Source organism: Vibrio sp. Vb0667, from assembly GCF_033391095.1.
Map to the genome: position 1 here is coordinate 1 of NZ_JAWPOL010000262.1, position 1,209 is coordinate 1,209.

General features: G+C 44.1%; 1 protein-coding gene and 1 pseudogene. Both read left to right on the plus strand.

Going from position 1 to position 1,209, the window contains the following annotated elements; translation table 11 throughout:
* Nucleotides 1–32 precede the first annotated feature (32 nt).
* The gene (locus R8269_RS25125) at nucleotides 33–572 is read left to right on the plus strand and encodes a heme NO-binding domain-containing protein (RefSeq protein ID WP_318222896.1); all 540 of its coding nucleotides are present in this window, start codon (nucleotides 33–35) and stop codon (nucleotides 570–572) included.
* A 7-nt stretch (nucleotides 573–579) separates the two neighbouring features.
* A pseudogene (locus tag R8269_RS25130) lies at nucleotides 580–1,209 on the plus strand (hybrid sensor histidine kinase/response regulator); the annotation flags it as partial.

Here is a 1,209-nt window from a genome sequence, read left to right on the forward strand (position 1 = left end):
TTAAGGCGTTGCAATGAGGTTGGTGTTTGCCAATGAAAGGGATAATCTTTACCGAGTTCATGGAGTTAGTGGAAAGCAAATTTGGACTTGAAGTACTTGACCAAGTGCTCGAACTTTCCGATGACGAAGGGGTATATACCTCTGTCGGCAGCTATGATCACCGGGACTTAGTCAAACTGATCGTCAATCTCAGCAAAGTTTCTGATATTCCCCCAGAGCAGTTACAAGAAGTGTTTGGTGAAAGCGTATTTTTGAACCTGCTACGCTCCATTCCCAGTCATGCAAGCTTGCAGCAGTGCGACAATACCTTTCAATTTGTTCGACATGTAGAAAGCTTTATTCATGTAGAAGTTAAAAAACTTTACCCAGACGCCAATCCGCCTAAGTTCGATTTTATCAGCGAAACACAGTCAGAAGTGGTGTTCGACTACCATAGTGCAAGGTGTATGGCGCATGTTTGTTTGGGGTTGCTCAAAGGCTGTGCTGCACACTTTGGACAGGTCATTCATATTACGCATCAAAACCAAACTGAAGACGGAAGCCAAGTTCGATTTTGGCTGGAGGCACAATAAGAAGAGTATGACGGGTAACTCCTCATTAGAAAGGAAACTCAAACGAGAAATCGCCTCAAGAAAGGCGGCAGAACTGCTTTTAGAGCAAAAAAGTTATGAGCTCTACGAATCGACGCAAAAATTGAGTGTCGCGTTAAAGAAGCTAGAACTTCGCTCGGAAAGCGATCTGCGCAAGTTTGAGTTTGAAGAAAAAATTGATGCCACGCTTATTCGGTTTGGACGGACATTCCTTTCCAGCACTTTCGACGAGACAATGATTGCCAGTTTTCTTGAGCAACTGACGTCCAATTCCGTTATTACCGCTTCGTATTTATACCTTGATCCTGTCCAACTCACTTCTTTACGTCGTCATCATTTCGGGCATTTGGATCTAAAAAGTGACAAACCTATCGCTCGAACACCCAATTGGCAGAATGAGGCGCTACATTTACCCATCATCATTGATGAGCGAGTCGTTGGCGAATTGATATTTTCTGTGTCGCTGGAACAAATTGAGCAAGCTTTTATCTCCAAACAAATGGAACTGGTTTCTGATTTGGTTCACGGCGTGATCAGTCGTCACCTCAGCCTTGAACGTGAAGTCGAGCTAAGAAAGCGAGCGGAAGAGTCAGAAAAAGCGACGAAAGAGTTTGTCGCG